Genomic DNA, 22,762 nt, shown 5'->3' on the forward strand with positions numbered 1-22,762 from the left:
CCCCGACCGGCCGCTGCCGGTGCCGGGCGACCCCTCGCGTCCGCCGATGGACGAACCGCCGAGGCCCATCCCGGTCCCGCCGCGCGAACCGCCGCCGGTGCCGGATCGCCTGTCTCCATGAGGCATCGACGCTGATTCGGCGTCGATCCGATGGATTCGGAGTGGTCCTGACTTGCCAAGCGGGCCAGGACGGGCGATGTGTCAGGGGTAGGCGTCCGCCGGTCCGCATCCGGGCCGGTTGGGGCGCCGCTTCTGTTCGCCGGAGTTCGGGTTTCCCCATGCACAATCAGACGCCCCGTAGCCACGTCTACCGCCAGCCCAACACCGTCGCCACGCAGGTGACGGCCACCGTCAAATGGTTCAGCCCGGAGCGGGGCTATGGCTTCGTGACGGTGGGCGGCGGGGGCAAGGACGCCCTGCTACCGGCCTCCATCGTCGTTCCGGCCGGCCACGCCACCCTGCCGGACGGCGCCACCGTCGTCGTCGACATCGTCGAGGACCGCAAGGGCCAGCAGGTCAGTGTCCTGCATTCCGTCGACCTGTCGACCGCCACCCCGGCGCGTCCGGCGGATCGCGGCTTCGGCGACCGTGGCGGCAACCGTGGCTTCGGGGATCGGGGGGGTGATCGTGGCGGCGACCGTGGTGGTCCCCGCGGCTTCGGCGACCGGGGTGGCGATCGTGGTGGGTTCGGTGCGCGCCGCGACGCCGGTCCCGGTCCGCGCGACCGCGGTTTTCAGGATCGGGGTTTTCAGGACCGGGGCGGCCCCGGCCAGGATCGCGGCCCGGCGCGGCGGCCGGCGGCGGCCGGTCCGACCAGCGAGATGGCCGGCACGGTCAAGTGGTTCAACGGTGGCAAGGGCTTCGGCTTCGTGCAGCCCGATGACGGCGGGCGCGACGTGTTCGTGCCGGCCCGCGCGCTGGAAAGCGCCGGCCTGCGCGGCCTGGACGACGGCCAGCGCGTGCGCATGACCGTCCGCCAGACCGAAAAGGGCATGGAAGCGGTCAGCCTCAAGGTGGAGTGACCGCTTCCCCGTCCGTCACGCCTCAGCGCGTGTCGGACGGCACGGTGGACTGGCCGAGATGCTCCGCCGCTTCCCGCTGGTTGCGGGCGGCGGCGTCATCGGGGACGGCCAGGCCGGCGTCGGGGCTGTTGGCGTTCGGGCCGCCGGCGTTTCGGCGGTCCTCCTCCTCGATCTCGCGGGCGGCCTGCGCCCAGTGGTCGAGATGGCGGTGGTCGGGCCGCCCCTCGCGTTCCCACAACTCATAGGCGCGCTCGCGGACCCTCGGGTCGTTGGGACCCAACGTGTGTTCCATGGCGGTCGGCTCCAATGCTGAAGGGGTGGCCGGCGGGTGTCACCGGTCCGGCTGCGAGGGTGAGGAGATGCGCTCCAGCGTGTCCTGCACCGCGCGGTCGTTCTTGGCGTCGGTCGCCAGATCGCCGAGCGAGACGATGCCGGTCAGCCGGTCGTTGCGGTCCACCACCGGCACCCGCCGGATCTGCTGGCCGCCCATCAGCTCGGTCACGCTGCCGACGGGATCGTCCTCGTAGCAATAGCGCGGGTTGGCGGTCATCACCTCCGCCACCTTGCAGCGGTCGGGCTGTTTTCCGGCCGAAATGGCGCGGACGGTGATGTCGCGGTCGGTCACGACGCCGACCAGATCCCGCCCCTCGCACACGGGCAGGATGCCGACGTTCAACTGGTCCATCAATTGCGCGGCCCGGCGGATGCTGTCGTCGGGCCGAACCGTCTGCACGTCGCGGGTCATGATCTCGCGGATTTTCATCGGGGCTTCCTGACGCGGTTGTCGTGAGGCGCGGTACTCCAGTCCGGCCTCAACAGATGCGCCGCTTTACCGTCCCGCTCAACCCACCCAATAGAGGGGATCCACCCCAAACAGCCAGGGGTGCAGCGCCAGCATGCCGGCGTAGGCCGCCAGCCCGCCCACCAGCCGCAACGCGCCCATCTCCACCAGCCCGCGGCCGGCGCCGCGCAGGCCCTGCGGCCCGGCCAGCGGCAGCAGGGACGTTTCCGCCCGGAAGGCCCGCCCGGCGGCGCTGCGGCGGAGCACGACCTCGTTCTTGACCAGCGCGAACAGCGCGATGGCCGCCATGGTGCCGAACAGCAGCACCCGACGGCCGTCGCCGGTGGCGTTCAGATGCACCAGCGCCCACAGCAGCAGCGCCAGGCTGCCCGGCGCGCGGGTGATGCGGACGATGCCCTGCGGCGGGTTCGGCGCGTCCAGGTGGCCGATGCGGGTGGTGACGCGGGCGACCAGCAGGATGAACACCACCGGCATGACGGCGGCGACCAGCGGCGCCGCCCAGCCGGCCGGGGTGAACACGACCTCCCCGCCGTCGGCCGCGCGGTAGGCCAGCACGAACAGCGCCAGCGTCGCCAGCGACCCGACGGAATGCAGCGCCATGAAGCCGCCACGGCCGAGCCGGCCGATCAGCGCGGGGCGCACCCCCGGCCAGGACGGCACGGCGTGGCTGAGGAACAGGAGGGCGGCGGCCAGGGCGAGGGGGGCGGTCATGATGGCGGCATTCAAGTGTGGACGGACGGTTCCCGCCTTGATGCGGGTCAAGCTGCGGGCCGGGGCGTCGCCAAGGCGCCAATGCGTCGGGAACGCCGGTACGGCCGCGGCGGTTCATCCTACAGGCCCTTCAACCAAGCCGGCACCCCATGACCGAGTGGATCATCCAGATCGTGCAGCAGTTCGGCTATCTCGGCATCTTCCTGATGCTGGTCCTGGCCCGCGTGCTGCCGCCGGTGCCGGCGGAAACGGTGATCCCGCTGGCCGGCATGGGGGTGGCCAGCGGCGAGTTCAACCTGCTGCTGATCGCGCTGGCCGCCGGGCTGGGGTCCGCGGTGGGGGAACTGGTCTGGTACCTGCCCTCCCACTGGATGGGGCGCGAGCGGTTCGAGGCGTTCCTGCGCCGGCACGGCCATTGGCTGACCGTCAAGCCGGAGCAGGTCCACCGCGCCACCGAGTGGTTCGCCCGGCGCGGCGGGGTGGCGGTGCTGCTGTGCCAGCCGCTGCCGGGGCTGCGCACCCTGATCTCCGTCCCCGCCGGGGCCTGCGGGCTGCCGATGGCGGTGTTCCTGGCCTACGCCGCCACCGGCGCCGCGCTGTGGTCGCTGGTGCTGGCCGCCACCGGCTATCTGGTGCGGGTCGGCTTCCCCTGGATCGCCGACTGGATGGTGCCGGGGGCGCTGGTGCTGTTCGTCGTGCTGCTGGTCACCTACGTGCTGCGGCTGGTCCGGCACCGCCGCGCCGACCGGCTGTCGCGCAGCGAAGGCTGAAGCGTGGAACTTTCCGGCTGGCGTGTGCGTTGGACGCTGCAACAGCCCGGACGGACATTCGCCTTCCGGCCAAGCCGGGGGCCTTCCGGCCGGTCCGGGCCGGCGCAACGCCGCTTCCAGAGGGAACCCGACCCGATGACCCGCAACCCCGCAACGACGTTCCGGTGGCGATCCGCCGCCATCCTGTCGGCGGCGCTCGGCATGGCCGCCTGCGCGTCCGACGTCCCGCCGCCCACCGCGCAACTCGGCGCCGCCTCGCAGGCGGTGCAGGAGGCCGAGCGCGCCAACGCCCTGCAATACGCCCCGGTGGCCCTGCAGTCCGCCCGCGACAAGCTGGCCGCCGCCGACGCCGCCATGCGCACCGACCAGCGCACCCGTGCCCGCCGCCTGGCCGAAGAGGCGCGGGTCGATGCCGAACTGGCGACGGTGACGTCGCAGCGGTCGGTGACCCAGCAGGCGGCGACCGCCGTGCGGAAGTCGGCGGTCCCGGCGGCCCCGCAATCGGCAATGACGCCGGGCGCCGTCCCGCCGGCGCCGGCCACCAGCGGGTCGTCGCTGGGCACGCCGCCCGCGCCCGGCCCGGCCTTGAACGGCTCTGCCGGCAGCTCGGCCATGGACGGCGCGGTCCCGAGCGGGTCGAGCTACGGCGCTCCCGCCACCGGCGGCAACAGCTGGGGCTACCGTTATCCGGAGGTGCAGCAATGATCGCCGCCACCACGATCCCGAAGATCGGCGCCTCCCGCACCGCGACCGCCGCCCGCGCCCTGCTGGTGCTGGCCGGGCTGGGCGTCGGGCTGGCCGGTTGCGCCACCCAGCCGACCGACAGCGCCGCGCTGACCCAGGCGCGCCAGGACTACAGCGTCGCCGCCGCCAACCCGCAGGTCGGCGCCAACGCGCCCCTGGAGCTGCGCAACGCCGAAGAGGCGCTGCGCCGGGCCGAGGCGCTGCGCGACCAGGGCGCCGACGCCGCCGAGGTCGATCATCAGGCCTACATCGCCAGCCGCCGCGTGCAGATCGCGCAGGAGACGGCCGGGGTGAAGGGCGCCCAGACGGTGGTCGCCAACGCCGACACCTACCGCCTCCAGGCCCGCAACAGCGCGCTGGAGCAGCAGCTCCGCGATCTCCAGGCGCAGCGGACGGAACGCGGTCTGGTCATGACGCTGGGCGACATCCTGTTCGCCACCGGCCGGGCCGAGCTGACCTCCGGCGCCTACGAGCGCATCGACCGGCTTGCCCAGTTCATGCAGCGCTACCCGGCCCGCACGGTGCGGATCGAGGGGCACACCGACAACACCGGCAGCGACGCCACCAACCTCCGCCTGTCGGAGGCCCGCGCCCAGGCCGTCCGCGACGCCCTGACCGCCCGCGGCGTGTCGCCGGCGCGCATCGTCTCCCAGGGCATGGGCGAGGCGCAGCCGGTCGCCTCCAACAGCACCGATTCCGGCCGCCAGCAGAATCGCCGGGTCGACATCGTCATCTCCGACGACGGCACGGTGGCCGAGACGCGGCCGCAAACCACGCCGCAAACTCCGCTGCCGTAAGGCGCTCAGCCCCGCCCTCTTCCCGCGCGGGAGAGGGCGGACCGGCGCACCAGTCCCCACAGCCCGGCGGCGGCGCCGACCGTCAGCAGCGCGGCGCCGGCGGCGCGCAGGGTGGAGCGGGGCGGGGACGGCACGCGCCGCCACGGGGCCCAGGCCTCCTCCGGGCGGTCGGGGTCGGCGATGCGGAGCGCGGCGAAGGCCTGTTCGGTCAGGCTGGGGTCGTCGACCGGCAACGGCACCAGCCGCCGCCCCGCCGGCTTTTGCAGGCGGTCCATCGCCGCGATCAGGCTGCCGGTCCCGCGCACCGCCGCCGCCAGCCGGCCGCAAGCGACGCCCATATGCTCGGCCACCAGCCGGTCGCGCACGCCGACGATGGCGGCCGAGACGTCTCCGCCCCTGGCCCCGCCCTCGTCCCCGTCCCCGTCCCCGTCCGGCGCCTCGATGGTCAGGTCGCATTCGGTGTCGTAGCCCATCGATCGGTTGTTGAGGTTCGACGAGCCGATGCGCAGCAGCCGGCCGTCGACGACGATCACCTTGGAATGGACGATGATCGGCCCGCCGCCTTCGGTGACCGGAGTCATCGTGCGCAGCCGGCCGTGACGGTCGGCCATCCGCAGGCAGCGCAGGGCGACCGCGCGCGGGGTGTCCATTGCCATGCGGTCGAACCAGCTCGGGCTTTCCATCGAGAGAACCAGCACCACCTCCGGCCCGTCCGGTTCGGCCAGGCGGCGGGCCAGCGCCTCGGCGATGCGGGCGGAGGCGAAATACTGGTTCTCCAGATAAATCGTCCGTTTCGCCGCCGCGATGGCGGCGAAGGTCAGCGCCTCGCTCTCGCGGATGGCGGGATTGCGGCTGGATGGCGGGCCAAACGGCGGCATGGTGCGCGACACGCCGACGATCGCATCGGTCAGCACCGGCGGGACCTCGGCCGGCCACGGATCCGCTTCCGTGGCGGCCGGTCCGGGCTCCGGCGCCTCGCCGGTGGCGCGGCGCCAGCGCTCCCGGCCCAGTTCGGCCAGCGCGCGGGCGGCGTCGCCGTCGACCATCATCATCACATCGTGGCGCGGGCCATAGGGCTCGCCGTTGGGGCACCGCCGCCGCGGGTCGTGGTCGCGGTGCGCCGCGGTGTCCCAGCGGTCGAAGGACAGGTCGATGCCGCCGCAGAAGGCCAGCGCGTCGTCGACCACCAGCAGCTTCTGGTGCTGGGCGGCGCCGACCGGCAGCTCCGAATCCAGGCGGGCGTTCAGCCGGCGGCCGGTGCTGCGGTCCAGCCGCTCCAACGGGTCGTGCGGATGCTCCAGCACGATGGGGAAGGGCATGTCCCATTTCAGCACCCGCACATGCAGAGTGGGCCGCGACCGCATCAGGCGGGTCAGGAAACGGTCGAGCGTCTCCGCGCGATCGGGGTCGAGCCGCATGCGCGGGTCGATGTCCCAGCCGACCAGCAGGATCGAACGCCGCGCCTGCTCCATGGCGGCGCGGGCGGCGGCGAAATACTCGGCGCCGTCGACCAGCACCGCCACCCGGCCGGTCCGCGCCGTCCGCCAGCAGGTGACGCCGGGGCGCAGCACCGGGCCGGCCGGGCGGGGCGCCGGGCCATGGGGCGCGGGATCGTCGGCCAAGCGATTTGGGGCGGAGCGGGCTTCCGGCAGGCGCGTGCGGAACGGGGCGGCGGGGTCGTCGGGCATCGTCTTCCGGAAGGACCGTGCGGCGGAACGGACGGTCCGCCTGCGCCTTGCAACCCCGGGCGGGGCCGCGTTGTTCCCGCACCGCCTCCCGGGCATTCGGGGTCACACCGAACGGCACCCCGCTTCGCCGAACGCCAGACAGGATGTGCCGTCGGGGTGGAAACTATAACGGCGCCGGCCTGTTGAGGGTTGTCGAACGAGACGCGGATGGGGTGATCGACACCGCAGCCGTGTCCTTCGGAAAAAGACGCCCGATCGCGAGGCGTCACCACCATGAAGGAGTTCGAGGATGCGTAACCTGATGATCGGTGCCGTTTCGGCCGTGTTCCTGATGGCTGCCCCGGCGATGGCCCAGACCAGCAGCACCACCGGCACCAGCACGATGGGTCCGGACGGCATCGTCCGCACCACGCCGGGCGCCACCACCTCGCCGTCGGCCGGCGCGTCGACCAACGGCCCGCTCAACGCGCCGGGCACCGCCGGGTCCAGCGGCACCTACAACAGCAATTCGTCGGGCTCGTCGATGCCGGGCGTGACCACCGCGCCGTCGGGCATGGGCAACAACACCGGCAGCAACATCCCGCGCGACAACCAGACCGCGACCGGCACCCACTGCCCGCCGGGCACCCCGAACTGCGGCCCGGACCAGGGCGGCGGCAGCCAGTAAGCATCGCGGCGGCGTCCCCGCCCCATTCGGGCGCGGGGACGGTGCCCGATCACGCAACGGGCGCCCCGGAGAGATCCGGCGGCGCCCGTGTCGTTGTGTGGGGTGTGGCGGTCCGGGTGATCAGCCGGACACGCGGGCCGGGCGGACGACGCCGTCCAGGCTGCCGTCGGCCGCCTCGTCCTGCGCCGCGATGCCCGACGCCAGCCCCATGGCGGTGGCGACCAGTTGATGGAACAGCGCCTGCTGCCGGCGGTCGGCCACCAGATATTCGGGGTGCCACTGCACGCCGATCAGGAACGGCTCCGCCGGCGCCTCGATGCCCTGGACCACGCCGGCGCGCTCGCGGGCGACCACGCGCAGGCCGTCGCCGACCCGGTCCACCGACTGGTGGTGCAGCGCGTTGACCCGGCATTCGCCGATGCCGAGGATGCGGTAGAGCCGGCTGTCCGGCACGATCCGGATGCGCTTGCGCGGCAGCACCGTGCGCATGTGCGGCGCCTCCTCGTACACCTCGTGGATGTCGATGTGCAGCGAGCCGCCACGGTGGACGTTGATCATCTGCGACCCGCGGCAGATGCCGAGCACCGGCAGCCCCAGCGCCGCCGCGGTGTCGAGCGCCCGCAGTTCCAGCCGGTCACGCTGCGGGTCGATGCGGATCTGCGGGCGGGCGGATTCGCCGTACAGCGTGGCGTCGATGTCGTCGCCGCCGCCGACGACCAGCGCGTCGAGCTGTTCGATGGGGAAGGGGGCCTCGGCGGTGATGCGGACCGACGACGCGCCGGCCCGCCGCAGCGCCAGCTTGTTGGCCCAGCCGGCGATGCGGCTGCCGTGGACCGAGGCGGTGATGCCGACCAGCGGCCGGGCCCTACCGATGATGGCGGCCATGGCGCGCGCCCTCAGCCGGCCTGCCGCGCCGGACCGGCCGGGTCCCGGCCGGCCGGACCTTGGGCCGCCAGATCCGGGGCCGCCAGATCCGGGGTGCCGGGATGGTCCGCCAGGAAGGCGCCGATGCGCTCCGGCCAGCGCTCCAGCGCCTGCGCGTCCGCCGCCCGGCGGTAGTCGGTGCCGAGCCGGTCCAGCGCCGCCCGGTCGCCGGCCAGCCGCTCCACCGCCACCCAGCGGTTCCAGTCGGCGGCCAGCGACCAGCCCGGGTCGCTCAGCCGCGCGTTGGGCAGCCGGTAATGGAAGGTCGGGCGCGGCCGCACATGCGGGTCGGCCATCGCCGCGGCCAACCGGTCGGGGTCAAGCTCGGCGAACAGCGGGAACAGGTCCAGCTCGCGGTTGCGGGTGGGGTTGTCGGCCAGATAGTCGTCGATCAGCCGGTCGCGGCCGGGGCGGTAGTCGGGATCGACCACCTTGGCGGCGTAGCCCGGCGGAAAGGAGGCGATGAAGCCGGAGAAGCGCCGGGTCGGGTCGACGCGGATCTCGCGCCGCAGCCAGGGCGCCAGCAGCAGGAACGCCTTCAGGTGGTCGAGCAGATAGTCGCCGTCGGTCCGCGCCACCTCCGGGTTGAAGTGCAGGCCGAAGGCGAACAGCGGGCTGGCCTCGGTCCCGGCGGCGCCCTGGGCGCGCAGTTGGGCGACCAGCGCCTCCAGCTCGGGCAGCTGGTCGATCGGCACCGGCGGGGCGGCGATCTCGAACGGCATCACCAGGCTGCCGATGTTGCCCCACAACGGCCGCAGCGGGTCCAGCACCGCCGCGCCGCCCTTGCCCGGGTGGGCCGAGCGCATGTCCAGCTCGACCGTGAAGTCGCCCAGCCGGGTGCCGGTCACCATGCAGCGGTGCGGGTTTTCCAGCGTCACCGTGCCGCCGAACAGCGCACGCACGCAGGCGGCCGCCGACGGCGCGTCGAGGTCGGCGAATTCAAGCTCCACCCCGACACGGCGCGGCGTGCCGTCGGGGGTGGTGCGGAGCGGGGGGAGGAGGAACGGATTGGTCATCGAGAGCCATAACAGGCCATGTCCGGCGCCGTTCCCGCCCCATCGCTGCGGCCGGGGGCACCAAACGGCCCAAGCGTCATTTTTCCAGATGGACGAAATCAAACCGATGCGACGCCCGATCCTTCCCGCGTATCGGATTGGTCGTACCCCCTTCGATCGAAGCAGCCCGGATGGGGTACGGATCGAAATTCGACCCAAATACCGTTGACGGATGGCAGATGATCGGAAGGTCTTCGCCTTTCGACCTTTGGTGACTGCTTTCCATCCCCAACTGTTTTCTGAATTAACCAGCGCTTAACCATGACGGAGCTAAAGATATCCCCGACGGCACGGTGGGCGCACCTGGTGTTCCATCCGGTCGGCTTCGCGGTGGGAGCCTTATCCACGTCATGACCCTCCTGGCACGCCTCTTCATCCTGGTCCTGCTGGCCGTGCTTCCCGCGATCGGCATCCAGATCCACAGCGTTCTCGAACAGCGGTCGGAGCGTGAGGCGGAGGTGACGGCCCAGGCCGAGCGGACGTTGCATCTGGTCGAAGGGGAACAGGGCCGGATCATCGACAACGCCCGCCTGATGCTGACCGCGATGACCGAGGCGCCGTTCCTGCGCGCCGGCGACCTGGCGCGCTGCCAGACCTATCTGGAGCGGCTGTCCTCCCGCTCCAGCGACTACCGCACCCTGTCGGTCACCGACGAGCAGGGGCGCATCCTGTGCAGCGGTGACCCGTCGCGGGTCGGCGGCACCCTGGCCGCCCAGCCGCATTTCCGCCGGGCGATGGCCCAGAACCGCTTCGTCGTCGGCGAGTGGACGATCACCCGGTCCGGCGCCACCGGCGGCGAACTGCCGGTCGCCGCCCCCTACACCGACCCCGACGGCAAGCAGGCCGGCGTGATCGCCCTGTCGCTGGACGTGCCGTGGCTGGCCGCCACCTTCGCCGCCCGGCCGCTGCCCGACAACGCCGTCCTGACCGTCGCCGACCGCTCCGGCACCATCCTGGTCAGGCTGCCCAACGGCAAGGCCCGGGTCGGTCAGCGGATGCCCGACAGCTATCTGCCCCTGCTGTCCGCCAGCGCACCGGGAGTGGCGACCGTGCTGGGCCAGGACGGCGTGTCGCGCATCGTCGCCTATTCGCCGGCCACCGCCGGGATGCGCGACCTGTTCATCAGCGTCGGCGTCGACCAGCTCGCGGCGATGGGGGCGGTGGACCGCGCCACCCGCGACGGGCTGCTGATGACGCTGACCGGCTTCCTGGTCGCCGCCGCCGCCGCCTGGATCGGCGGCACCCTGTTCATCCGCCGCCCGGTCGACGCCCTGGTGCGCGCCGCCCGCGACTGGAGCGAGGGCAAGACCTCCACCCGCGTCAACCTGTCCGACCGCGCGTCGGAGATCGGCCAGCTCGGCCACGCCTTCGACGCCATGGCCGACCGGCTGGAAGCGCGCGAGGCGGCGCTGCGCCAGTCCGAACGCCACATCCGCGCGGTGCTCGACGCGCTGCCGGCCTTTGTCGGCGTGCTGACCCCCGACGGGGCGGTGGCCCAGGTCAACCGCGCCGCCGCCGACGCCGCCGGCCTGCCGGCCGCCCGCATCGTCGGCCGGCCGTTCGACGAGATCTGCTGGCTGTCCTTCGACGATGCCGGGCGCGAGCGGCTGCGCGGCGCGCTGACGCTGGGGGCGGGCGGCCGGTCCTCCCGCTTCGACGCCGAGCTGCGGATGGCGGACGGGCGGGACCGGACGGTCGACGTCAACCTGACGCCGATGGTCGATTTCGATGGCCATGTCACCCACCTGATCGCCTCGGGCATCGACATCACCGAACGCAAGCACACCGAAGAGGCGCTGCGCGTCGCCGAGGAGCGGGTGCGCACCGCGCTGCGCAACTCCGGCGTCGTGGTGTTCAACCAGGATCGCGACCTGCGCTACACCTGGGCCCATTCGGAATGGCTGGGCGTCGCCCCGGAGGCGCTGATCGGCCGTACCGACGGCGACCTGTCCGACCAGGGGGAGGACAGCGACGGCCTGATCGCGCTGAAGCGCCGGGTGATGGAGAGCGGCATCGGCGCCCGCGAGGAGGTGCGCATCCGCTGCAAGGGCGAGGACCGCTTCTTCGACCTGACCGTCGACCCGCTGCGCGACCCGGCCGGCCGGGTTGAGGGCGTCACCTGCGCCGCCGTGGAGGTCACCGACCGCAAGCGGGCCGAGGCCGAGCTGCGCCGCGCCCGGGAAGACGCCGACACCGCCAGCGAGGGCAAGTCGAAGTTCCTGGCCGCCGCCAGCCACGACCTGCGCCAGCCGGTCCAGTCGCTCTACCTCTTCACCGCGGCGCTGGCCGACCGGCTGCAGGGGCACAGCGCCCTGCCGATCCTCGACAACATCCGCCAGGGGCTGGACACGCTGAAGGGGCTGCTGGACGGGCTGCTCGACATGTCGCGGCTGGAATCGGGCAAGATCGTCGCCACCCCGGTCGAGGTGCGGCTGAACCAGCTGCTCGGCCGGCTGGTCGCGGAGTACGGGCCGCGCGCCGCCCAGAAGGGGCTGGAACTGCGCGCCGTGCCGACCCGCGTCTGGGTGCGCACCGATCCGGCCCATCTGGAGCGTATCCTGCGCAACATGGTGGAGAACGCGCTGCGCTACACCAGCAAGGGCAAGGTGCTGATCGGCTGCCGCCGCACACCGTCGGGCATGCGGGTGGAGGTGTGGGACACCGGCAGCGGGATCCCCGCCGACCGGCTGGAGGACATCTTCGAGGAGTTCACCCAGCTGGGTGAGCGCAGTGAGCGCGGGCTTGGGCTGGGTCTGGCGATCGTGAAGCGCCTGTCGCGCCTGCTCGGCCACCCGGTGACGGTGCGCTCGTGGGAGGGCAAGGGCTCGGTCTTCGCGGTGGAGATGCCGCGGGTGATCCTGGGCACCGCACGCCCCAACGGCACCACCGCCGCCGCCGCGACGCTGGCCCAGCGCTCCGCCGCCAACGACCGCGGCCGGACGCTGAGCGCCCTGACCGGCGCGCTGGGCGGCGGCGACCGGGTGGCGGTCGGGACGTCCGTGCTGACGGTCCCGGCCACCGCTCCCGCGTCCGTTGCGACGGCGGCGGGGGGCGAAAAGGGGATGGTGCTGGTGATCGACGACGAGGCGATCATCCTGCTCGGCCTCAAGGCGATCCTGGAAGGCTGGGGCTACGACGTGCTGACCGCGAAGTCGGGCGATCAGGCGCTGGAACGGTTGCAGGCCGACGGCCGCTGCCCGCAGATCGTGTTGGCCGACTACCAGCTGCAGCAAGGGCGCACCGGTCCGGAGGCGGTGAGTGCCGTTCAGACCATGCTGGGCCAGACGATCCCCGGCATCATCCTGACCGGCGACACCAGCACCGAACGCCAGGAGGAGGCCGAGCGCCGCGGTTTCCGCATCCTGCACAAGCCGGTCTTCCCCAACGACCTGCGCCGCATGATGGCGAGCGCCGGGGCGGCCTGAGGCGCGTTCCATGGAAAAGGGCCGCTTCCCAAGAGGAAGCGGCCCTTTTTCTTAAAACGGTCGAGCTGGCCTTACGTCGCCAGGTTCCGCAGAACGAAGTTCAGCACGCCGCCGTTCCGGTAATACTCCACCTCATCCAGCGTATCGATGCGCAGCAGCAGCGTGTGACGCTCCACCTTGCCGTCGGCGCGGGTCAGGGTCAGGGTGACGTCCTTGCGCGGACGCAAATCCTGCTCGATCCCGTCGATGTCGAAGGTCTCCGACCCGTCCAGCGCCAGGTCGTTGCGGGTCAGGCCGTCCTTGAACTGCAGGGGCAGGATGCCCATCCCGACGAGGTTGGAGCGGTGGATGCGCTCGAAGCTCTCGGCGATCACCGCGCGGACGCCCAGCAGCTTGGTGCCCTTCGCCGCCCAGTCGCGGCTCGATCCGGTGCCGTATTCCTTGCCGGCGACCACCACCAGCGGCACGCCCTCGTCGGCGTAGCGCATGGCGGCGGTGTAGATCGGCAGCCGTTCGCCCGACGGGTAATGCTTGGTCTCGCCGCCCTCGACGCCGGGCAGCAGCTCGTTGCGGATGCGGATGTTGGCGAAGGTGCCGCGCATCATGACTTCATGGTTGCCGCGGCGGGCGCCGTAGCTGTTGAAGTCCTGCGGCCGCACCTGATAGCTCAGCAGATACTCGCCGGCCGGGCCGTTCTTCTTGATCGAGCCGGCGGGGGAGATGTGGTCGGTGGTGATCGAATCACCCAGCACCGCCAGCGCGCGGGCGCCACGGACGTCCGACACCGGGTCCGGCGTCTTGCTCAGGCCGGCGAAGAAGGGCGGCAGCTTCACGTAGGTGGAGCCGTCCTGCCACTGGTAGGTCTGGCCTTCGGCGGTGGCGATGGCCTGCCACTGCGGCGGGCCCTTGAAGACGTCGGAATAGCGGCCGCGGAACATGTCGGCGGTCAGCGCGGCGTCGATGGTGTCCTGCACCTCGCGGTTGCTCGGCCAGATGTCCTTCAGATAGACCGGCTGGCCGTCGGTCCCGGTGCCGAGCGGGTCTTTGCTCAGGTCGATGGTGAGGTTGCCGGCCAGCGCGTAGGCGACGCACAGCGGCGGCGAGGCCAGATAGTTGGCGCGGGTGTGCGGGTTGACGCGGCCTTCGAAGTTGCGGTTGCCCGACAGCACGGCGCCGACCACGAGGTTGCCCTCCTCCACCGCGGCGGCGATCGGGTCGGGCAGCGGGCCGGAGTTGCCGATGCAGGTGGTGCAGCCATAGCCGACGATGTTGAAGCCGATGCGGTCCAGGTAGGGCTGCAGCCCAGCCTTGGCGAGATAGTCGGTGACCACCTGCGAGCCCGGCGCCAGCGAGGTCTTGACCCAGGGCTTCTGCGTCAGCCCCTTCTCCACCGCCTTTTTCGCCAGCAGGCCGGCGGCGACCAGCACCGCCGGGTTGGAGGTGTTGGTGCAGGAGGTGATGGCGGCGATCACCACCGCGCCCTGCTCCAGGCTGTAGTCGCTGCCCTTGACCGGGACGGCCTTCTTCGGATCGTCAGCCTTGTAGGCATCGACCATGTCCTTGGCGAAACCCTGGGCGACCGCCGACAGCGCCACGCGGTCCTGCGGACGCTTCGGCCCGGCCAGCGACGGCTCCACCGTGCTCATGTCGAGTTCAAGCACGTCGGTGAACACCGGGTCGGGGCTGTCCGGCTCGCGCCACATGCCCTGCGCCTTGGCGTAGGCCTCGACCAGCGCGACACGGTCGGCGTCGCGGCCGGTGAAGGTCAGGTAGCGGATGGTCTCGGCGTCGATCGGGAAGATGCCGCAGGTGGCGCCGTATTCCGGGGCCATGTTGCCGATGGTGGCGCGGTCGGGCAGCGTCATGCTGTCCAGGCCGGGGCCGAAGAACTCGACGAACTTGCCGACGACGCCCTTCTTGCGCAGCATCTGGGTGACGGTCAGCACCAGGTCGGTGGCGGTCATGCCCTCCCTCAGCCGGCCGGTCAGCTTGAAGCCGACGACCTCGGGGATCAGCATCGAGATCGGCTGGCCCAGCATCGCCGCCTCGGCCTCGATGCCGCCGACGCCCCAGCCCAGCACGGACAGGCCGTTGACCATGGTGGTGTGGCTGTCGGTGCCAACCAGCGTGTCAGGGTAGGCGACCGGCTTGCCCGACGGATCGGCGTCGGTCCACACCACCTGGGCCAGATACTCGGTGTTGACCTGATGGCAGATGCCGGTGCCCGGCGGCACCACGCGGAAATTGTCGAAGGCCTTCTGGCCCCAGCGCAGGAACTCGTAGCGTTCCAGGTTGCGTTCGAACTCCAGCTCGACGTTCTTCTGGAAGGCGTCGGCGCCGCCGAAGTAATCGACCATCACCGAATGGTCGATGACGAGGTCGACCGGGACCAGCGGGTTGATCTTGGCCGGGTCGCCGCCCAGCGCCGCCATCGCCTCGCGCATCGCCGCCAGATCGCAGACCGCCGGCACGCCGGTGAAGTCCTGCATCAGCACGCGCGCCGGGCGGTAGGCGATTTCACGGTCGGACCGCTTGTCGACCAGCCACTGGGCCACCGCCTTGACGTCGTCGACCGACACGGTGCGCCCGTCCTCGAACCGCAGCAGGTTTTCCAGCAGCACCTTCATCGAGAAGGGCAGCCGCGACAGATCGCCGAGCCCCGCCTGTTCGGCGGCCTTCAGGCTGAAATAGTCGTAGCTCTTGCCGCCGGCGCTCAGCGAGCGGCGGGTCTTCAGCGAATCCTGACCGGTGAAGGTGGTCACGGGAAGCCTCCTTGGCTTTGGAGAGGGCTTGCGCCTTGATCGGCGCTTGGACGGGCGTCTCGGATCGGGTGGGGCGACGGGGGGCCGGTGGTGGGAGCCGGCGGCGGCGACGCTCGGATGTGGTGCCGGCAAAAATGTAGGGCGTGCCGCGGCGCGATCAAACAGGAGGCGGAAAGAAAGCGATAGCGTGGGCGTCGATCCGGCGGCCCGGCCCGTGCAGAACAGGCAAGGCGGTGCAGAACAGACAAGCCGATGGCCGGCTGGTTTCAGCCGTTTCTCATACGACCGCTCGCCCGAATACTTCCATAGAGCCTATGAGGAAAGCGAGGAGCCGGTCGCGCGTCCTCCGCCAGCCTCACGCCGGCTTCATCGCCACATAGCGGCAAAAGCGCAGCCCGCTGCCCAGCACGCGCAGCCGGGCCCACCACAGCGCCAGCTCGCGCTTCAGCGCCGCCAGCACCGGTCCGGCCGGAAGAGTCGCCGCCAGCGCGTCGGCCAGATTGCGGACGCGGTCGATGACGCGGCGGCGGTGCAGCTGGGTCAGATCCTCGGAAATGCGGAGGTCGAGGTTGCGCTGGGTCAGTTCGTCGGCCATCCGGGTGGCGGTCCAGGGATAGACCTCCATCGGCTCCTCCTCCCGCCACGCGTTCCAGGTGTCCCACGAGCCGGGGGCGCCGTCGATCACATAGTCGAACAGCACGATGCCGCCCTTGGGTTTCACGCACTCGCCGACGCGGTCGAGGAACAGCTCCTTGTCGCGCACGCGGTGGACGATGCGGTCGGCCATCACCAAGTCGAAGCTGCCGGCCTGGTTGAAATGCTCCGGGTCGTACTGGGTGATCGCGGCCTTCTTCGACAATCCCAGCGCCTTCGAGCGGTCCATCGCCAGCTTGGCCAGCAGCGGCGACGGCTCCAGCCCGGTGACCCAGGTGTCGCACGCCTCCACCAGCGCCCGGGCGGTGCCGCCCAGCCCGGCCGACAGGTCGAGCACGCTCTTGGCCGGGTTCAGCCCGAAGGAACGCACGGTGTCGACCATCCACTGCGCGTCCTCGGGGCCGGTCATGCCCTCGCCCCACAGCAACTGCGCGCCCTGGCTGCGGGCGGGCGACCAGACCGGCTCGCCATGGCGGTCGAGCTGCATCAGCGCCAGCCGGTCCAGCTCCGGGTTGCCGTCCGGCGTCGTCGTGTCGGGTGCGGGAGCGACCGCGGAAACCGTCGGCGACACGGCGGTGCCGATCGCACCCACCGGCCGCGGCATCCGGCGCTCCGCCAGTCCCGGCATCTTGCGGTCGGAGACGCGGGGCAGGCGGGACAAGTCATAGCCTTCCCACCACGCGGTAAGACGGGTGCGCCAATCGGGGTTTCGCCACCGCTCCAGACCTTGTGGATCGTTCTGCGGAACCACGGTTTTGTCCCTTCCCGGTCGAGGGGGCGATGGAGCGATCACCTGTTCGGGTTATGACTCCGTCACTTCACCCCGCAATTTAGAAGTAAGGTTCGTCCCATTGTCTGTCAAGAAACCATTATTTAACGATTTTCACTTGGTTTTGGTCAATTGTCGGAGAATTTTGCCCAATTTTGTTTCCATTTGCCTCGGGGTGGACCATTGCGGCAACCCGGCCGCCTCCCTATACTCCGGTCGCAACCGACGGAGGGGCCTGGCGTGCCGAACGACACCGGTGATCACACCGGCAACCCCCAGGGCAATCCCTGGACCGTGCTGACCAGCACGACGAAGTACGAGAATGCCTGGATGGAGGTGGTCGAACACAAGGTTCTGACCCCGAAGGGCAGCCCCGGCATCTATGGCGTCGTCCACCCGCGCAGCGTCGCCACCGGCGTGGTGCCCATCCATGACGACGGGTCGGTGACGCTGGTCGGCCAGTACCGCTTCCCGTTGAAGCGCTACAGCTGGGAAATTCCGGAAGGCGGCGGGCGCAAGGGCGTCGATCCGCAGATCTCCGCCGCGCGTGAGCTGAAGGAGGAAACCGGCCTGACGGCGCGGCGCTGGATGCCGCTGATGACGTTGCACCTGTCCAACTGCATCACCGACGAGGTCGCCCACACCTTCGTCGCCTGGGGCCTGGAGCAGGGGGAGTCCGCGCCGGACGAGACGGAGGTGCTGGCGGTGCGCCGGGTGCCCTTCGACGAGGTGATCGAGATGGTGATGAGCGGCGCGATCACCGACGCCATGGCGGTGGCCAGCCTGCTGAAGGTCCGGGTGATGGCGGCGCAGGGTGAACTGCCCGACGACCTCGCCCGCCTGATCGGCCCCTGAGCATCGCCACCCCGCAACGCCCCTCCGCAACAGCCAGATGTCCATGTCCGTCTTCCCCGGCCGCGATCACGCCGTCGCCATCGATTTCGAGACCGCCAACGAAACCCGCACCAGCGCCTGCTCCATCGGCGTCGCCTGGATCGAGAACGGGCGGGTGACCGCGACGGAGGAGCATCTGATCCGCCCGCGCGAGTTGCGCTTCAACAGCTTCAACAGCGCCATCCACGGCATCCGGGCCGGCGACGTCGCCGACGCGCCGGAATTCCCGGAGGTGTGGGGGCGCCTGCGCGAGCGGATGGAGGGGCGGCTGATCCTGGCCCACAACGCCGCCTTCGACATCAGCGTGCTGCGCCACACGCTGACCGACTATGGCTTGGACTGGCCGGACTGCGCCTATCTCTGCACCGTGGTGCTGGCCCGCCGGGCGTGGCCGACGCTGACCGCGCACAAGCTGAACCACCTGGCCGAGTTCCTGGGCATCGCGCTCGACCACCACCACGCCGGCAGCGACGCCGAGGCCTGCGGCCGCATCGCGCTGGCCGCGGCGCGCGAGCTGGGGCTGTTCGGACTGGCCGAGGTGGCGGGCACCGGCATCAGCTTCGGCCGCATCGCCCCCGGCGGCTACACCCCCTGCAAGGGCGGCAAGGCCGCGCCGCGCCGTCCGCGCGTGGTGGTGTGACCTTCCGTCAGGCGACGCTTTCCCCCCGCCGCCGGCTGCGCTAGGCTCCCGCTCCACCGAACGGAGGAGGGGATCGCATGCTGTTCATGTTCCATTGCGTCGACAAGGCGGGCGCCGCCGACGTCCGCACCGCCAACCGCGCCGAGCATCTGGCCTATCTGGAGGCCAACGCCGCCCGCCTGTTCGCCGCCGGGCCGCTGCTGTCCGACGACCAGAGCGGCATGGTCGGCAGCCTGCTGATCGTCGAATGCGCCGACGCCGCGGCGGCCCAGGAGTTCGCCGCCAACGACCCCTACGCCAAGGCCGGCCTGTTCGACAGCGTGACGATCCGGCCCTGGCGCCGCGTCTACCCCAAGGCCTGAGCGGGAGAGCGCCGGCGATGGCCTATTGGCTGCTGAAGTCCGAACCGATCAAATATTCGTGGGACCGCATGGTCGCCGACGGACGGACCCACTGGGACGGGGTGCGCAATCACCAGGCGTCGAACAATCTGAAGGCGATGGTGGTGGGCGACCGCGCCTTCTTCTACCATTCCAACGACGGTCTGGCGGTGGTCGGCATCGTCGAGATCGTCCGCACCTATTACCCCGACCCCAGCGACGAGTCCGGCCGTTTCGGCATGGTCGACGTCGCGCCGGTGATGCCGGTGAGGACTCCGGTCACGCTGAAGCAGATGAAGGCCGACCCGCTGCTGCAGGGCATGGCGCTGGTGCGCCAGTCGCGCCTGTCGGTCTGCCCGGTCAGCGACGAGGAATGGGCCCGGGTCTGCGACTTGGCCGGTGTGGCCGTCCCGGCCTGATCGGCCGCGTCGGGCTGTGGCGGGAGAGCGGAAAGCCAACCCTCTCCCGTCGTTTGCCACGACGGCGGAATCCGGGAGCGTTCAGGCCGTGGCGGTTATGACGTGCGCCTGGATTTTGCCGTCGATCGGGCCGTCGCCGAACCGCCGCGCGACCGCCTGGGCGGCACGATCGGTCACCTCGTCGAGGCGGCCGGCGTCGCGCGCCTCGATCTCGTGGCGCAACGGTGTCCCGGTGCAGAAACCGATCGCCGGGTCCGCCGCCGAGGCGGCCCGGCTGCGCAGCGCCACCGTGTCGATGGTGATCCGGCTGAAACCGGCCGTGCGCAGATCGTGCCGGATCCGCTCCTTGTCGCAGTAGCCGTGGGGCGTGCGGGCCAGGAAGCTGGGCGGGTCGTCGGGGAAGGCGGCGGCGACCGTGTCGCTCACCACCGCGGGGATGTCGTTCTCCTCGATGCGGTCCCACACGCTGAACAGGAAGCGGCCACCCGGACTCAACACCCGGCGCGCTTCGGCGAAGCCGGCGGGCTTGTCCGGGAAGAACATCGCGCCGAATTGACAGACCACCGCATCGAAGCTGGCGTTTCCGAAGGGCAGGCTGAGTGCATTGGCTTGCCGCCACGTCACCTGCGGCGCGTCCAGCGCTTGGGCCGCGTGATCGAGCATCGGCTGGTTGAGGTCCGTCGCGGTGATCGCGACGCCGGCCGGGAGTGTGCGGGCCAGGGCGCGGGTCACGATCCCGGTTCCGGCCGCCGTTTCCAGAAGGCGTCCCCTGAACCCGGCCAGCCGTTCGGCGAGATCGCAGGCGTAGGGCTCGAAGATGAACGGGCCGAGGTAACGGTCGTAGAGCGCCGGGATCGATCCCGCGAAGACTTTGTCCGCCTCGGTCATCACGTTCACCGTGGCCATACAGCGAAACACGCAGCCTATTCCTTGCGGACGGCGCATGGCGACGGCGATTCGGAGAGCGGGAGCAGCCTTCTTGGGTTCGCGGATCGACGAAATCACGTCGGGAGTCAGGCGGCCGGGCGGCGCCGCTTCCTACTCCGCCGCGTCCTGCAGGACGGCACGGAAGTCGCCGGTGGCCTGGAGCATGCGGCGGGCGATCTCCGCGACGCTGGTGGCGGCCGATGTCGGGTCGAACAGGGCCGGGCCGCCGGGGTTGCCATCGCGCGGCAGGGCGCGCAGGGTGGCGTCGAGGGCCATCAGGCTGGTGTGGTCGGCCAAGCCGGTCAGGCGGCCGGTGGTGTCGCCGGATTCGGGAAGATCGTCCGCGCTGGTGGTGCTGGGCATTGCCGTCCTTGCCGCCGATGATCGTTACCGGGATGCAGCAACTCTATAGCCACCGCGGGTTAAGGGTCGGTTAAGCAAGGGAATGCGGGGCGTTGCCCGGGGCGGGCGCGTTACGGCGTTGTCATCCGGGGCGCGGCAGATGGTCGCGGCGACGGACGGTTCGCCCGCCGGAACGAGCTGTTGCGCGGGTTGGCCCGGCCTGGGAAGAATCAGTCTTGCGCTGCAAAAATCGAGAAACAATCCTCCTTTGGTCGGGGGGAGGCCGGGGGCCGATTTGCTTGTTCGTCCCGCAACTTGTGTGGATAATGCGCCTCAATTCGGGCGGCGGCCCGCCGCCCTCCAACATCTTCCGGCCTAAGCGGAAGCACCACGGGGGAATCGCGCCACATGACCGACAACAGCTTCTTTCCGGTAAAGCCCGAAATCGCCGCGGCTGCCCATGTGAACGAGGCGGGCTATGCCCGCATGTACGAGCAGTCGGTCAAGGACCCCGAGGGCTTCTGGGGCGAGCAGGGCAAGCGGCTCGACTGGATCCGGCCCTACACCAAGGTGAAGGACGTCAACTTCAACGACGACGTCCACATCCGCTGGTTCCACGACGGCACCCTGAACGTCTCGGCGAACTGCATCGACCGTCATCTCGCCACCCGCGGCGACCAGACCGCGATCCTGTTCGAAGGCGACGATCCCGGCGTGTCGAAGGCGATCACCTATCGTGAACTGCACGAGAAGGTCTGCCGCCTCGCCAACGTGATGAAGAAGAACGGCGTCAAGAAGGGCGACCGCGTCACCATCTACCTGCCGATGATCCCGGAGGCGGCCTACGCGATGCTGGCCTGCACCCGCATCGGCGCCATCCACTCGATCGTCTTCGGCGGCTTCTCGCCCGACAGCCTGAAGGACCGCATCGTCGACTGCGACAGCCACTTCGTCATCACCTCGGACGAGGGCCTGCGCGGCGGTCGCAAGGTTCCGCTGAAGGCCAACGCCGACAAGGCGGTGGCCGGCGCCCCGATGGTCCAGCATGTGCTGGTGGTCAAGCACACCGGCGGCGACGTCGCCTGGACCGCCGGCCGTGACCTCTGGTACCACGAGGAGATGGACTCGGTGTCCGCCGACTGCCCGCCGGAAGAGATGAGCGCGGAAGACCCGCTGTTCATCCTCTACACCTCGGGCTCGACCGGCAAGCCGAAGGGCGTGCTGCACACCACCGGCGGCTATCTGGTCTACGCGTCGATGACGCACCAGTATGTCTTCGACTACAAGGACGGCGAGGTCTATTGGTGCACGGCCGACGTGGGCTGGGTCACCGGCCACAGCTACATCGTCTACGGCCCGCTCGCCAACGGCGCCACCACGCTGATGTTCGAAGGCGTGCCGACCTACCCGGACGTCTCGCGCTTCTGGCAGGTCATCGACAAGCACAAGGTCAACATCTTCTACACCGCGCCGACCGCCATCCGCTCGCTGATGCGCGAGGGTGAGGGGCCGGTCAAGAAGACTTCGCGCGCCTCGCTGCGCGTCCTGGGCTCGGTCGGCGAGCCGATCAACCCGGAAGCGTGGCTGTGGTACTACAACGTGGTCGGCGACGCCCGTTGCCCGATCGTCGACACCTGGTGGCAGACGGAGACCGGCGGCATCCTGATCACCCCGCTGATCGGCGCCATCGGCCAGAAGCCGGGTTCGGCGACCAAGCCGTTCTTCGGTGTCCAGCCGGTCGTCGTCGACAACGAGGGCCAGATCCTGGACGGCGAGACCGAGGGCAACCTCTGCATCGCCGACGCCTGGCCCGGCATGATGCGCACGGTCTATGGCGACCACGAGCGCTTCGTCCAGACCTACTTCTCGACCTTCCCGGGCAAGTACTTCACCGGTGACGGCTGCCGCCGCGACGCCGACGGCTATTACTGGATCACCGGCCGCGTCGACGACGTCATCAACGTGTCCGGTCACCGCATGGGCACCGCCGAGGTCGAAAGCGCGCTGGTCGCCCACCCGAAGGTCGCCGAGGCGGCGGTCGTCGGCTACCCGCACGACCTGAAGGGCCAGGGCATCTACGCCTACGTCACGCTCAACGCCGGCGAGACGCCGACGGAAGAGCTGCGCAAGGAGCTGGTGAACTGGGTCCGCAAGGAAATCGGCCCGATCGCCTCGCCCGACCTGATCCAGTGGGCCCCCGGCCTGCCGAAGACCCGGTCCGGCAAGATCATGCGCCGCATCCTGCGCAAGATCGCCGCGAACGAGCATGACAGCCTGGGCGACACCTCGACGCTTGCCGATCCGGGCGTGGTCACCGACCTGATCGACAACCGCATGAACAACGCCTGATCCCGTAAGGTCGGGGGTGCC

The 22,762-nt window shown here is 70.7% G+C and carries 21 protein-coding genes; 11 read left to right on the forward strand and 10 right to left on the reverse strand.

The annotated features are described in order from the left end of the window. Positions 1-278 precede the first annotated feature (278 nt). Positions 279-1,022 (forward strand): cold shock domain-containing protein, encoded by a 744-nt coding sequence (locus TSO352_RS34330; protein WP_109110481.1) that lies wholly within the window; start codon positions 279-281, stop codon positions 1,020-1,022. 22 nt (positions 1,023-1,044) lie between these two features. Here TSO352_RS34330 and TSO352_RS28815 read toward each other — a convergent pair whose 3' ends face one another. The 3 genes from TSO352_RS28815 to TSO352_RS28825 all read right to left on the reverse strand — a co-directional run bounded on the left by TSO352_RS28815 (position 1,045) and on the right by TSO352_RS28825 (position 2,535). Further along, entirely contained in the window at positions 1,045-1,314 is a 270-nt protein-coding gene (locus tag TSO352_RS28815; RefSeq protein WP_109110482.1) for a DUF2934 domain-containing protein, read from the reverse strand. Between the two features lie 39 nt (positions 1,315-1,353). After that, positions 1,354-1,785, reverse strand: a complete 432-nt coding sequence (locus TSO352_RS28820) for a CBS domain-containing protein (RefSeq protein ID WP_109110483.1) — start codon at positions 1,783-1,785, stop codon at positions 1,354-1,356. Positions 1,786-1,863: 78 nt separating this feature from the next. Then, the gene (locus TSO352_RS28825; RefSeq protein WP_109110929.1) at positions 1,864-2,535 is read right to left on the reverse strand and encodes an NnrU family protein; all 672 of its coding nucleotides are present in this window, start codon (positions 2,533-2,535) and stop codon (positions 1,864-1,866) included. A 149-nt stretch (positions 2,536-2,684) separates the two neighbouring features. Here TSO352_RS28825 and TSO352_RS28830 point away from each other — a divergent pair, with 149 nt between their 5' ends. From TSO352_RS28830 to TSO352_RS28840, 3 genes are all read left to right on the forward strand, one after another. Beyond that, entirely contained in the window at positions 2,685-3,305 is a 621-nt protein-coding gene (locus TSO352_RS28830) for a DedA family protein (protein ID WP_109110484.1), read from the forward strand. Between the two features lie 135 nt (positions 3,306-3,440). Beyond that, positions 3,441-4,010 carry a DUF4398 domain-containing protein gene (locus tag TSO352_RS28835; protein WP_109110485.1) on the forward strand — a complete coding sequence of 190 codons (570 nt, stop codon included), beginning with the start codon at positions 3,441-3,443 and terminating at the stop codon, positions 4,008-4,010. Continuing rightward, positions 4,007-4,846 carry an OmpA family protein gene (locus TSO352_RS28840; protein ID WP_109110486.1) on the forward strand — a complete coding sequence of 280 codons (840 nt, stop codon included), beginning with the start codon at positions 4,007-4,009 and terminating at the stop codon, positions 4,844-4,846. Before TSO352_RS28835 ends, TSO352_RS28840 begins: the two co-directional genes overlap by 4 nt. A gap of 5 nt (positions 4,847-4,851) precedes the next feature. On the opposite strand, the gene TSO352_RS28845 is transcribed toward TSO352_RS28840, so the two are convergent. Next, entirely contained in the window at positions 4,852-6,534 is a 1,683-nt protein-coding gene (locus tag TSO352_RS28845; protein ID WP_109110487.1) for a phospholipase D-like domain-containing protein, read from the reverse strand. Positions 6,535-6,823: 289 nt separating this feature from the next. Between TSO352_RS28845 and TSO352_RS28850 the strand changes: the two genes are divergently transcribed. Next, positions 6,824-7,201, forward strand: coding sequence for a hypothetical protein (locus TSO352_RS28850; RefSeq protein WP_146210806.1), 378 nt, complete (start codon positions 6,824-6,826; stop codon positions 7,199-7,201). A 120-nt stretch (positions 7,202-7,321) separates the two neighbouring features. Here the strand turns inward: TSO352_RS28850 and TSO352_RS28855 are convergent, their stop codons facing one another. Then, on the reverse strand, positions 7,322-8,086 hold the full coding sequence (locus tag TSO352_RS28855; protein ID WP_109110489.1) for a gamma-glutamyl-gamma-aminobutyrate hydrolase family protein: 765 nt from the start codon (positions 8,084-8,086) through the stop codon (positions 7,322-7,324). Positions 8,087-8,097: 11 nt separating this feature from the next. Next, positions 8,098-9,141, reverse strand: a complete 1,044-nt coding sequence (locus TSO352_RS28860) for an amidoligase family protein (RefSeq protein ID WP_109110490.1) — start codon at positions 9,139-9,141, stop codon at positions 8,098-8,100. 389 nt (positions 9,142-9,530) lie between these two features. On the opposite strand from TSO352_RS28860, the gene TSO352_RS28865 reads away from it, so the two are divergent. Continuing rightward, positions 9,531-12,605, forward strand: a complete 3,075-nt coding sequence (locus TSO352_RS28865; protein ID WP_109110491.1) for a PAS domain-containing protein — start codon at positions 9,531-9,533, stop codon at positions 12,603-12,605. Positions 12,606-12,676: 71 nt separating this feature from the next. Here TSO352_RS28865 and acnA read toward each other — a convergent pair whose 3' ends face one another. Both acnA and TSO352_RS28875 read right to left on the reverse strand, forming a co-directional pair. Next, positions 12,677-15,367 (reverse strand): aconitate hydratase AcnA, encoded by a 2,691-nt coding sequence (gene acnA, locus TSO352_RS28870; RefSeq protein ID WP_109110492.1) that lies wholly within the window; start codon positions 15,365-15,367, stop codon positions 12,677-12,679. A gap of 355 nt (positions 15,368-15,722) precedes the next feature. Beyond that, entirely contained in the window at positions 15,723-16,682 is a 960-nt protein-coding gene (locus tag TSO352_RS28875) for a methyltransferase domain-containing protein (protein ID WP_247872487.1), read from the reverse strand. Between the two features lie 348 nt (positions 16,683-17,030). On the opposite strand from TSO352_RS28875, the gene TSO352_RS28880 reads away from it, so the two are divergent. The 4 genes from TSO352_RS28880 (at position 17,031) to TSO352_RS28895 (ending at position 19,123) form a co-directional block, all read left to right on the forward strand. Further along, on the forward strand, positions 17,031-17,645 hold the full coding sequence (locus tag TSO352_RS28880; RefSeq protein WP_109110494.1) for an NUDIX hydrolase: 615 nt from the start codon (positions 17,031-17,033) through the stop codon (positions 17,643-17,645). A 37-nt stretch (positions 17,646-17,682) separates the two neighbouring features. Beyond that, on the forward strand, positions 17,683-18,324 hold the full coding sequence (locus TSO352_RS28885; protein WP_247872488.1) for a 3'-5' exonuclease: 642 nt from the start codon (positions 17,683-17,685) through the stop codon (positions 18,322-18,324). Positions 18,325-18,401: 77 nt separating this feature from the next. After that, positions 18,402-18,686, forward strand: a complete 285-nt coding sequence (locus tag TSO352_RS28890) for a YciI family protein (protein WP_109110495.1) — start codon at positions 18,402-18,404, stop codon at positions 18,684-18,686. 17 nt (positions 18,687-18,703) lie between these two features. Then, positions 18,704-19,123, forward strand: a complete 420-nt coding sequence (locus TSO352_RS28895; RefSeq protein WP_109110496.1) for an EVE domain-containing protein — start codon at positions 18,704-18,706, stop codon at positions 19,121-19,123. An 81-nt stretch (positions 19,124-19,204) separates the two neighbouring features. Here TSO352_RS28895 and TSO352_RS28900 read toward each other — a convergent pair whose 3' ends face one another. Further along, positions 19,205-20,128, reverse strand: coding sequence for a class I SAM-dependent methyltransferase (locus tag TSO352_RS28900; RefSeq protein ID WP_247872489.1), 924 nt, complete (start codon positions 20,126-20,128; stop codon positions 19,205-19,207). Positions 20,129-20,161: 33 nt separating this feature from the next. After that, on the reverse strand, positions 20,162-20,413 hold the full coding sequence (locus tag TSO352_RS28905; RefSeq protein ID WP_109110497.1) for a hypothetical protein: 252 nt from the start codon (positions 20,411-20,413) through the stop codon (positions 20,162-20,164). Between the two features lie 387 nt (positions 20,414-20,800). On the opposite strand from TSO352_RS28905, the gene acs reads away from it, so the two are divergent. Further along, positions 20,801-22,741 (forward strand): acetate--CoA ligase, encoded by a 1,941-nt coding sequence (acs, locus tag TSO352_RS28910; RefSeq protein WP_109110498.1) that lies wholly within the window; start codon positions 20,801-20,803, stop codon positions 22,739-22,741. The last annotated feature ends 21 nt before the right edge of the window (positions 22,742-22,762 follow it).

It is taken from the genome of Azospirillum sp. TSO35-2 (genome assembly GCF_003116095.1).
Lineage (GTDB): Bacteria > Pseudomonadota > Alphaproteobacteria > Azospirillales > Azospirillaceae > Azospirillum.

Bases quoted from the DNA above. Each gene is read 5' to 3' on its own strand.
- TSO352_RS34330 (WP_109110481.1), top strand. From the start codon at position 279: ATGCACAATCAGACGCCCCGTAGCCACGTCTACCGCCAGCCCAACACC.
- TSO352_RS28815 (WP_109110482.1), bottom strand. From the start codon at position 1,314: ATGGAACACACGTTGGGTCCCAACGACCCGAGGGTCCGCGAGCGCGCC.
- TSO352_RS28820 (WP_109110483.1), bottom strand. From the start codon at position 1,785: ATGAAAATCCGCGAGATCATGACCCGCGACGTGCAGACGGTTCGGCCC.
- TSO352_RS28825 (WP_109110929.1), bottom strand. From the start codon at position 2,535: ATGACCGCCCCCCTCGCCCTGGCCGCCGCCCTCCTGTTCCTCAGCCAC.
- TSO352_RS28830 (WP_109110484.1), top strand. From the start codon at position 2,685: ATGACCGAGTGGATCATCCAGATCGTGCAGCAGTTCGGCTATCTCGGC.
- TSO352_RS28835 (WP_109110485.1), top strand. From the start codon at position 3,441: ATGACCCGCAACCCCGCAACGACGTTCCGGTGGCGATCCGCCGCCATC.
- TSO352_RS28840 (WP_109110486.1), top strand. From the start codon at position 4,007: ATGATCGCCGCCACCACGATCCCGAAGATCGGCGCCTCCCGCACCGCG.
- TSO352_RS28845 (WP_109110487.1), bottom strand. From the start codon at position 6,534: ATGCCCGACGACCCCGCCGCCCCGTTCCGCACGCGCCTGCCGGAAGCC.
- TSO352_RS28850 (WP_146210806.1), top strand. From the start codon at position 6,824: ATGCGTAACCTGATGATCGGTGCCGTTTCGGCCGTGTTCCTGATGGCT.
- TSO352_RS28855 (WP_109110489.1), bottom strand. From the start codon at position 8,086: ATGGCCGCCATCATCGGTAGGGCCCGGCCGCTGGTCGGCATCACCGCC.
- TSO352_RS28860 (WP_109110490.1), bottom strand. From the start codon at position 9,141: ATGACCAATCCGTTCCTCCTCCCCCCGCTCCGCACCACCCCCGACGGC.
- TSO352_RS28865 (WP_109110491.1), top strand. From the start codon at position 9,531: ATGACCCTCCTGGCACGCCTCTTCATCCTGGTCCTGCTGGCCGTGCTT.
- TSO352_RS28885 (WP_247872488.1), top strand. From the start codon at position 17,683: ATGTCCATGTCCGTCTTCCCCGGCCGCGATCACGCCGTCGCCATCGAT.
- TSO352_RS28890 (WP_109110495.1), top strand. From the start codon at position 18,402: ATGCTGTTCATGTTCCATTGCGTCGACAAGGCGGGCGCCGCCGACGTC.
- TSO352_RS28895 (WP_109110496.1), top strand. From the start codon at position 18,704: ATGGCCTATTGGCTGCTGAAGTCCGAACCGATCAAATATTCGTGGGAC.
- TSO352_RS28905 (WP_109110497.1), bottom strand. From the start codon at position 20,413: ATGCCCAGCACCACCAGCGCGGACGATCTTCCCGAATCCGGCGACACC.
- acs (WP_109110498.1), top strand. From the start codon at position 20,801: ATGACCGACAACAGCTTCTTTCCGGTAAAGCCCGAAATCGCCGCGGCT.